This window comes from Streptomyces sp. ATLC9, from assembly GCF_057196705.1.
In genome coordinates this window covers 21,999-31,381 of record NZ_JBXUOY010000029.1, presented here as the reverse complement: position 1 = coordinate 31,381, position 9,383 = coordinate 21,999, and the positions used below count along the sequence as shown (strand labels likewise).

The window sequence follows — 9,383 nt, the reverse complement described above, 5'->3', positions numbered from 1 at the left end:
CGGCGCCGTGGTCGGTCGCGGCCCGGCGGCCGCGTGTGCTCCCCGGTGCGCCGGGAGGCCCGGCGCACCGGATCAGTCCTCCAGCGCGGCGAGGCCGGGAAGCGTCTTGCCCTCGAGGTACTCCAGGCTGGCGCCGCCCCCGGTGGAGATGTGGCCGAAGGCCTCCTCGTCGAAGCCCAGGACGCGGACGGCCGCGGCGGAGTCCCCGCCGCCGACCACGGTGAAGGCCGGGCTGTCGATCAGTGCCCGGGCCACGGCCCGGGTGCCCTCGGCGTAGTCCGGGTGCTCGAAGACGCCCATCGGGCCGTTCCAGAAGACGGTGGCCGCGTCGGCGAGCTTGGCGGCGTACAGCTCCTGGCTGCGGGGGCCGATGTCCAGCCCCATCAGATCACCCGGGATGGCGTCCGCGGCCACGGTGACGGGCTCGGAGGGCAGCTTGGTCCTCAGATCCGGGAAACCGGCGCCGGCCACCACGTCGACGGGGAGGACGAACTCCACGCCGCGCTCCCCGGCACGCTTGAGGTAGTCCTGGACGGCCGGGATCTGGTCCTCCTGGAGCAGCGAGGCGCCGATCTCGTGCCCCTGCGCCTTCAGGAAGGTGTACGCCATGCCCCCGCCGACGAGGATGCGGTCGGCGCGCTCCAGCAGGTGGTCGATGACTCCGAGCTTGTCGGAGACCTTCGCCCCGCCCAGGACCACGGCGTAGGGGCGCTCGACGTCGTCGGTGAGCTTGCGCAGGACGCCGACCTCGGTGGCGATGAGGCCGCCGGCGGCGTGCGGCAGCCGGGCCGGGAGGTCGCAGACGGAGGCGTGGCGGCGGTGCACCGCGCCGAAGCCGTCGCCGACGTAGAGGTCGGCGAGGGCCGCCAGGCTGTCGGCGAAGGCGCCGCGCTCGGCGTCGTCCTTGCTGGTCTCGCCGGCGTTGAAGCGCAGGTTCTCCAGCACCGCGACCTGTCCGTCGGCGAGGGCGCCGACGGTGGACTTCGCGGAGTCGCCGACGGTGTCGGTGGCGAACGCGACGTCGCCGCCCAGCAGTTCACCCAGCCGCTCGGCCACGGGGGCGAGGGAGAACCGCGGGTCGGGGGCGCCCTTGGGGCGGCCCAGGTGGGAGGCGACGATCACCCTGGCGCCGGCCTCGGCCAGCTTGCCGATCGTCGGGACGGCGGCGCGGATGCGGCCGTCGTCGGTGATGGCACCGCCCTCGAGCGGCACGTTCAGATCGGCGCGGACGAAGACCCGCCGGCCCGCGACGCCGAGGTCGTCGATCGTCTTCATGGTGTGGCTCCGTGGTGGTCTGCTCGGTGGTTTGCACGGTCGCCGGCCACGCGGCCGGTCATCGCGAGACGGGGCCCGCGGGGCGCGTCATCGCGCCCCGCGAACCCCGCCGCGTCACGTCTCGGCGCTGCTGTCCGGCAGCGTGGTCAGAGCCGCTCGCCGACGTAGACCGTGAGGTCCACGAGGCGGTTGGAGTAGCCCCACTCGTTGTCGTACCAGCCGACGATCTTGACCTGCTTGCCCTGGACCATGGTCAGGGAGGAGTCGAAGGTGCAGGAGGCCGGCCAGTTGACGATGTCCGAGGAGACGATCGGGTCCTCGGTGTACTCCAGGACGCCCTTCAGCCGGCCCTCGGCGGCCTTCTGGAAGGCGGCGTTGACCTCGTCCTTGCCGACCTCGCGGTCGAGCTCCAGCACGAGGTCGGTGACCGAGCCGGTCGGGACCGGGACGCGCATGGCGATGCCGTCCAGCTTGCCCTTGAGCTGCGGCAGGACGAGGGCGGTGGCCTTGGCGGCGCCGGTCGAGGTCGGGATGATGTTCTCGGCCGCGGCGCGGGCCCGGCGCAGGTCCTTGTGGGGGAAGTCCAGGATGCGCTGGTCGTTGGTGTACGCGTGGACGGTCGTCATCATGCCCTTGACGATGCCGAAGTTCTCGTCCATCACCAGGGCCATCGGCGCCACGCAGTTGGTGGTGCAGGAGGCGTTGGAGACGACGTGGTGCTTCTCGGCGTCGTAGGCCTCGTGGTTGACGCCCATGACGAGGGTGATGTCCTCGTTCTTGGCCGGAGCCGAGATGAGGACCTTCCTCGCGCCCGCCGCCAGGTGCTTGGCGGCGTCCTCGCGCTTGGTGAAGATGCCGGTGGACTCGATGACGATGTCGGCGCCGAGCTCACCCCACGGAAGGGCGGCCGGGTCGCGCTCGGCCATCGTCCTGAAAGTCTGGCTGCCCACCGTGATGGTGTCGGCGGTGTGGCTGACCTCCTGCTTCAGACGGCCCAGGATGCTGTCGTACTTCAGCAGGTGGACAAGGGTCGCGTTGTCGGTCAGGTCGTTGACACCGACGATCTCGACGTCCGCGCCCTGCTCCAGAAGGGCGCGGAAGTAGTTCCGTCCGATGCGGCCGAAGCCGTTGATGCCTACGCGGATCGTCACGAACCGATCTCCTCGCTAGGTACGCCGGTGCGGACACCGGCGAAGCTGTTTGGGATGTCCCCGACCACTTCCGACCCTACCGCGCCGGGTGCTCGCGAGTGACATCGGCCACCCGCCGTGTGCGGTATGGCGCACCGGTGGCAGGGCGTACCCGCGAAGGCGCCCGGCAGACATCCGGGCGGCGCCGGTCCCCGGCCGCGGGCCCCGGCGACACGGCGTGCGGGGACGGCGGGACGGACGGGCTCCCGGAGCCCGTTCAGCCGACCATCTCCTCCGTCAGGTTCGACTCGGTACCCGGGATCCCCAGGTCGGCGGCGCGCTTGTCGGCCATGGCCAGCAGCCGCCGGATACGCCCGGCCACGGCGTCCTTGGTCAGCGGCGGGTCGGCCAGCGCCCCCAGCTCCTCCAGGGACGCCTGCTTGTGTTCCATGCGCAGCCGGCCGGCCGCGGCCAGGTGCTCGGGCACCTCCTCGCCCAGGATCTCCAGCGCGCGCTGCACACGGGCCCCGGCGGCGACGGCGGCGCGGGCCGAGCGGCGCAGGTTGGCGTCGTCGAAGTTGGCCAGGCGGTTGGCGGTGGCCCGCACCTCACGGCGCATCCGCCGCTCCTCCCACGCCAGTACCGACTCGTGGGCTCCCAGCCGGGTCAGCAGCGCGCCGATGGCGTCGCCGTCGCGGACGACGACCCGGTCCACACCGCGCACCTCGCGCGCCTTGGCCGCGATCTGCAGACGGCGGGCGGCGCCGACGAGGGCGAGGGCGGCCTCGGGGCCGGGGCAGGTGACCTCCAGGGAGGAGGAGCGTCCGGGCTCGGTGAGCGAGCCGTGCGCCAGGAAGGCGCCGCGCCAGGCGGCCTCGGCGTCGCAGGTGGCCCCGGAGACCACCTGGGGCGGCAGACCGCGCACCGGGCGGCCGCGGCCGTCGACCAGCCCCGTCTGCCGGGCGAGCTGGTCACCGCCCGCCACCACCCGTACGACGTAGCGGCTGCCGCGGCGCAGCCCGCCGGGGGCCATGACCACCAGGTCGGAGGCGTGGCCGAAGATCTCCAGGATGTCCTTGCGGAGTCTGCGGGCGGCGATGCCGGTGTCCAGCTCGGCCTCGATCACGATGCGGCCGCTCACCAGGTGCAGTCCGCCGGCGAACCGCAGGATGGAGGAGACCTCCGACTTCCGGCAGCAGGTCCGGGTGACGGGTAGCCGGGAGATCTCGTCCTTCACCGATGCCGTCATCGCCATGGGCCGATCCTTCCATGCATTCGAAAAATCCGGTCGTACGCGGCGGCCAGCAGCTCCGGGTCGTGCCGGGGGGCTCCTCCCGGGGCGGCCACCGGCGCCAGCTCGACCGTGCCGCCGAGGCGCCGGGCGGCGTTGCGGAGGCCTTCCTCGTCGGGCACGGCGGCCCGGTCGGCCAGCACCACGTCGAAGGTGAGTTTAGGGGCGTGTCGGGCCAAAACCTCCAAATGACGCTGCGGGGAGAAGCCGTCGGTCTCTCCCGGCTGCGGCGCGAGGTTGAGCGAGAGCACACGGCGCGCCCTGGTCTCGGTGAGCGCCTGGAGGAGTTCGGGGACCAGCAGGTGGGGGATGACCGAGGAGAACCACGAGCCGGGGCCGAGCACCACCCAGTCCGCGTCGAGGACCGCCTCGACGGTCTCGGGGACGGCGGGCGGGTCGTGCGGGACGAGGTGCACCTGCTGCACCTCGCCGGGGGTGAGGGCGACGGTGGCCTGGCCCCGGACGGTGGTGACCTCCCGCGGGCGCGCCGGTTCGTGGCCGCGCACCAGGGCCCGCAGCTCCAGCGGGACGGCGGACATCGGCAGCACCCGGCCATGCGCGCCCAGCAGCCTGCCCACCAGGTCCAGGGCCTGCACATGGTCACCGAGCTGCTCCCACAGGGCGACGATCAGCAGGTTTCCCACCGCGTGCTCGTGCAGGTCGCCCCTGCTGACGAAGCGGTGCTGGATGACCCGGGCCCAGGTCTGGCCCCACTCGTCGTCGCCGCACAGCGCGGCCAGGGCCTTGCGCAGGTCGCCGGGGGGCAGGACGCCCAGTTCGTCGCGGAGCCGCCCGCTGGAGCCGCCGTCGTCGGCGACGGTGACCACGGCGGTCAGGTCGCGGGTGATCCGGCGCAGCGCGGCCAGCGAGGCGGACAGGCCCATGCCACCGCCGAGCGCCACCACCTTCGGGGTCCCGCCGCGGGCTCTGCGGGTGGTGACCAGGCGCCGCAGTCTGCGGGTGCGGACGGTCACTCGCGTCCCATGTCGCGGTGCACGACGACGGTCTCGACGCCCTCGGCGGCCAGCCGGGCGGCCAGCTTCTCGGACATCGCCACGCTGCGGTGCTTGCCGCCGGTGCAGCCGACCGCGACGGTCACGTAGCGCTTGCCCTCGCGGCGGTAGCCGGCGGCGATGAGCTGGAGCAGCTCGGCGTAGCGGTCCAGGAACTCCTTGGCGCCGGGCTGGTTGAAGACGTACTGGGAGACCTCCTCGTTGAGACCGGTGTACGGCCGCAGTCCCGGCACCCAGTGCGGGTTGGGCAGGAAACGGCAGTCGACGACGAGGTCGGCGTCGACGGGGAGGCCGTACTTGTAGCCGAAGGACATCACCGTCGCCCTCAGCTCGGGCTCCTCCTCACCGGCGAACTGGGCGTCGAGCTTGGCCCGCAGCTCGTGGACGTTGAGGGCGGAGGTGTCGATGACCAGGTCGGCGTCGCCGCGCAGCTCGCGCAGCAGGTCGCGCTCGGCGGCGATGCCGTCCACGATGCGCCCGTCGCCCTGGAGCGGGTGGGGGCGGCGCACCGACTCGAAGCGCCGCACCAGGGCGTCGTCGGACGCCTCCAGGAAGACGATCCGGCGGGTGACGTGCTTGGCGTCGAGGTCGGCCAGGGACTCGCGAAGGTTGTCGAAGAAGCGGCGGCCGCGGACGTCGACGACGACGGCGATCCTGGCCACGTTGCCCTGCGAGCGGGCACCGAGGTCGACCATGGTCGGGATCAGGGCGGGCGGCAGGTTGTCCACCACGAACCAGCCGAGGTCCTCCAGGCACTTGGCGGCGGTGCTGCGGCCCGCGCCGGACATGCCGGAGATGATCACCAGTTCGGGGATGGCGGCGGTGTCGCCTCCGTTCCCCGCGGTGTCGGCCACCGCGCCCGTACTCGTGCCCGTGCCCACCTGCGCTCCGTCTCCCGTTCCCATGTGCTCGTTCATCGCGCTCTCCCCCGCCCACCTGTGGCGTTCCGCCTGTCGATCGCCGGTGTCCTACCGGCCTTCCCGGTCCTCCAGGATCTCACCCGTGGCGGTGTTCACCGCCGGAGCGGCCGGGGCCGCCTGCGCCAGGGCCGCGGCGACGGCCTCGGCGGTCTTGCGTCCGACGCCGGGGACCTCGCAGATCTGCTCGACAGTGGCGGCGCGCAGCCGTCTGACCGAGCCGAAGTGCTTGACCAGGGCCTGCTTGCGGGACTCCCCGAGGCCGCGGACGGCGTCCAGCGGGCTCGCCTTCATCGCCCGCGACCGCTTGCCGCGCTGGTAGCGGATGGCGAAACGGTGCGCCTCGTCGCGGACCCTCTGGAGCATGTACAGGCCCTCGCTGGTCCGGGGCAGGACCACCGGGTCGTCCTCGCCGGGCAGCCACACCTCCTCCAGGCGCTTGGCCAGCCCGCACACGGCCACGTCGTCGATCCCCAGCTCGTCCAGGGCCCGCCGTGCGGCGGCGACCTGCGGCTGCCCGCCGTCGACCACGACCAGCTGCGGCGGGTAGGCGAACTTCGGCGGCCTGTTCCCCTCCCGCTCCCCGGCCGGGGCCGGCCCGTCCGGGACGCTCCCCGGTCCCCCGGTTCCGGAGTCCTCCGCCGCGAGGTCCTCCCCGGTGGCCCACTCGCCCGTGCGCTGCCTCTCCTGGAGGTAGCGGCGGAAACGGCGGGAGACCACCTCGTGCATGGAGCGGACGTCGTCCTGGCCGGCGAAGCCCTTGATCTGGAAGCGGCGGTACTCGCTCTTGCGGGCCAGGCCGTCCTCGAAGACCACCATCGAGGCCACCACGTCCTCGCCCTGGAGGTGGGAGATGTCGAAGCACTCGATGCGCAGCGGGGCCGAGTCCAGCCCGAGTGCCTCGGCGATCTCCTCCAGCGCGCGGGAGCGGGTGGTCAGGTCGGAGGCGCGCTTGGTCTTGTGCAGGACCAGGGCCTGCTGGGCGTTGCGCCGCACCGTCTCCATCAGCGCGCGCTTGTCGCCGCGCCGCGGCACCCGCAGGTCCACGGCCGCGCCGCGCCGGCCCGCCAGCCAGGCCGCGAGCGGCTCCACCGGATCGGGCAGGGCCGGGACCAGGACCTCCCTGGGCACGGCGTCGCCGCTCTCCTCGCCGTAGAGCTGCTGGAGGGCGTGCTCGACCAGGCCGGCGGTGGTGACCTCCTCCACCTTGTCGGTGACCCAGCCGCGCTGGCCGCGCACCCGGCCGCCGCGGACGTGGAAGATCTGGACGGCCGCCTCCAGCTCGTCCTCGGCGACCGCGACCAGGTCGGCGTCGGTGGCGTCGGTGAGGACGACGGCGTTCTTCTCCATCGCCCGCTTCAGCGCCTCGATGTCGTCGCGCAGCCGGGCGGCCCTCTCGTACTCCATCTCCTCGGCGGCCCGGTGCATCTCCTGCTCCAGGCGGCGCAGGTGGGCGCCGGTGCGCCCGGCCATGAAGTCGCAGAACTCCTCGGCCAGCCGCCGGTGCTCCTCGGCGTCGACCCGGCCGACGCAGGGCGCCGAGCACTTGCCGATGTAGCCGAGCAGACAGGGACGGCCGATCTGGGCGGAGCGCTTGAAGACCCCGGCCGAGCAGGTGCGCACCGGGAAGACGCGCAGCATCAGGTCGACGGTCTCGCGGATCGCCCAGGCGTGCGCGTACGGCCCGAAGTAGCGCACGCCCTTCTTCTTGGGCCCGCGCATCACCTGCACACGCGGGAACTCCTCGTTCATCGTCACCGCGAGGGAGGGGTAGCTCTTGTCGTCGCGGTACTTGACGTTGAAGCGCGGGTCGAACTCCTTGATCCAGGAGTACTCCAGCTGGAGCGCCTCGACCTCGGTGGAGACCACCGTCCACTCCACGGAGGCGGCCGTGGTGACCATCGTGCGGGTGCGCGGGTGGAGGCCGGCCAGGTCCTGGAAGTAGTTGGCCAGGCGCTGGCGCAGGCTCTTCGCCTTCCCGACGTAGATCACCCGGCCGTGTTCGTCGCGGAACCTGTAGACCCCCGGGGAGTCGGGGATCTCTCCAGGCCTGGGGCGGTAGCTGGAGGGGTCTGCCATGACGCCCACCTTACTGGCGGCCCGCGGCGCGCGGGGCAGGCGGCGGCGCGCCCCGCCGTCGCACACCGTGCGGGGCCCGTCACCAGCCGCGTTCGCGCCACTGAGCCAGGTGCGGGCGCTCGGCGCCCAGGGTGGTGTCGGCGCCGTGGCCGGGGTAGACCCAGGTCTCGTCGGGGAGTTCGCCGAAGAGCTTGGCCTCCACGTCGTTCAGCAGGGTGGTGAACGCCTCGGGGTCGCCGTGGGTGTTGCCGACGCCGCCGGGGAAGAGGCAGTCGCCGGTGAACAGGTGCGGATGGCCGTGGGGGTCGTCGTAGACCAGGGCGATGGAGCCCGGGGTGTGGCCCCGCAGGTGGCGGGCGGTGAGCGTGACGCGGCCGACGGTCACGGCGTCGCCGTCCTCCAGGGGCACGTCGGTGGGCACCGGGATGCCCTCGGCGTCGTAGCGCCCGGCGCAGGTGCGCGCGCCGGTGGCCCGGACGACGGCGTCGAGCGCCTGCCAGTGGTCGCCGTGCCGGTGGGTGGTGACGACCGAGCCGACGCCGTCCTCGCCGATGAGGCCCAGCAGGGTGCCGGGCTCGTTGGCGGCGTCGATCATGAGCTGTTCGCCGGTGGCGCGGCAGCGCAGCAGGTAGGCGTTGTTCTCCATCGGGCCGACCGCGGCCTTGGAGATCACCAGGTCGGTCAGCTCGTGGACGTCCGGCGGACCGCCGACCGCGACTTTTCCTGTGTACGGCATGGGCTGTGCGGCTCCTTCCGGAAGGGGGCGCGGTCGGCGATCAGTGTGTCAGAGGGGCGGCAGCGGGGGCAGGTCCGCCGCGGAGGCGGTGAGTCCGGTGCCGTCGGTGCGGCCCGTGAGCCAGCCCACGAGCGCGGCGGGCGAGCCGGTGACGGTCACCGCCGTCTCCCCCTGCCCGGCCGCGCGGCCGGTGCGCAGGATCCGGCCGTCCCCCGCCCTCAGCTCCACGGGTTCCACACCGGGGTGCCCCGCGAACCGCCTGGCCATGTTCTCCAGCTCGCGGTCGGTGAAGGAGGCGGGCATGTCCGCCAGTCCGTACCCGATGCCGAGGTCGACGTGGTGCAGTTCGATCTCGATCCGGCGGCGGAAGGGGAGGGAGGAGGCGAGGTCGGTGACGCCGTTGCGCAGTTCGACGGTGGCGCCCCACCGCTCGCCGGTAAGCTCGGCCATCGCCCCGTCCAGGCGGGCGGCACTGGTGCTCAGGTCCTCCAGCTGGGCCGCCAGGGGGCGGGGGGCGTCGCGCTCGATGTCGGCCTCGCGGGCGTCGGCGCTGAGGTACATGGGCCGGCCGGCCAGTACGTTGACCAGGGCGTCGGCGTTGCGGGCGAGATGGGCCAGGACGTGGCCGCGGGTCCAGCCCGGCAGCTTCGAGGGAGCGGCCAGGGCGGCGTCGTCCAGCTTCCGGACGGCGGCCAGGAGGCGGTCGGTGGACTCCCGCAGGGCGGCGGTGTCGGCGGCGGGATCGGCAGTGTGGCCGGCGGAGCCGGCGGCGGGCGCGGTCATGATCCAAAGCTATCCCCGCCACCCCTTCGGGTGAAGGAGGCAAGGAGGCCCCGTAAATCGAATACACGTGCTATAGGCTCGCGATGCGCCCCGGGCACGACACCACGGCGGCGCTACCCCATACCCTTGGGCAGGGGCTCCGGGCAGGCGCCCGGCCCC

Annotated in this window: 8 protein-coding genes; all 8 read right to left on the bottom strand. The window is 73.2% G+C overall.

Annotated elements, in window-relative coordinates:
* Positions 1-72: 72 nt before the first annotated feature.
* The 8 genes from AC2CJA_RS05560 to AC2CJA_RS05525 all read right to left on the bottom strand — a co-directional run bounded on the left by AC2CJA_RS05560 (position 73) and on the right by AC2CJA_RS05525 (position 9,224).
* The gene (locus tag AC2CJA_RS05560) at positions 73-1,275 is read right to left on the bottom strand and encodes a phosphoglycerate kinase (protein ID WP_484601527.1); all 1,203 of its coding nucleotides are present in this window, start codon (positions 1,273-1,275) and stop codon (positions 73-75) included.
* A 146-nt stretch (positions 1,276-1,421) separates the two neighbouring features.
* Positions 1,422-2,426, bottom strand: a complete 1,005-nt coding sequence (gene gap / locus AC2CJA_RS05555) for a type I glyceraldehyde-3-phosphate dehydrogenase (RefSeq protein ID WP_484601526.1) — start codon at positions 2,424-2,426, stop codon at positions 1,422-1,424.
* A 256-nt stretch (positions 2,427-2,682) separates the two neighbouring features.
* The gene (gene whiA, locus AC2CJA_RS05550) at positions 2,683-3,660 is read right to left on the bottom strand and encodes a DNA-binding protein WhiA (RefSeq protein ID WP_484601525.1); all 978 of its coding nucleotides are present in this window, start codon (positions 3,658-3,660) and stop codon (positions 2,683-2,685) included.
* Entirely contained in the window at positions 3,651-4,670 is a 1,020-nt protein-coding gene (locus AC2CJA_RS05545; RefSeq protein WP_484601524.1) for a gluconeogenesis factor YvcK family protein, read from the bottom strand. Before AC2CJA_RS05545 ends, whiA begins: the two co-directional genes overlap by 10 nt.
* A complete protein-coding gene (gene rapZ / locus AC2CJA_RS05540) occupies positions 4,667-5,626 on the bottom strand; it encodes an RNase adapter RapZ (RefSeq protein WP_484601523.1) in 960 nt (319 codons plus the stop codon). Before rapZ ends, AC2CJA_RS05545 begins: the two co-directional genes overlap by 4 nt.
* Before the next feature lie 51 nt (positions 5,627-5,677).
* Complete coding sequence (gene uvrC / locus AC2CJA_RS05535; RefSeq protein WP_484601522.1) at positions 5,678-7,705, bottom strand: excinuclease ABC subunit UvrC; 2,028 nt, start codon at positions 7,703-7,705, stop codon at positions 5,678-5,680.
* A 79-nt stretch (positions 7,706-7,784) separates the two neighbouring features.
* Complete coding sequence (locus AC2CJA_RS05530) at positions 7,785-8,441, bottom strand: MBL fold metallo-hydrolase (protein ID WP_484601521.1); 657 nt, start codon at positions 8,439-8,441, stop codon at positions 7,785-7,787.
* 48 nt (positions 8,442-8,489) lie between these two features.
* Positions 8,490-9,224 carry a maleylpyruvate isomerase family mycothiol-dependent enzyme gene (locus AC2CJA_RS05525; protein ID WP_484601520.1) on the bottom strand — a complete coding sequence of 245 codons (735 nt, stop codon included), beginning with the start codon at positions 9,222-9,224 and terminating at the stop codon, positions 8,490-8,492.
* Between the last annotated feature and the right edge of the window lie 159 nt (positions 9,225-9,383).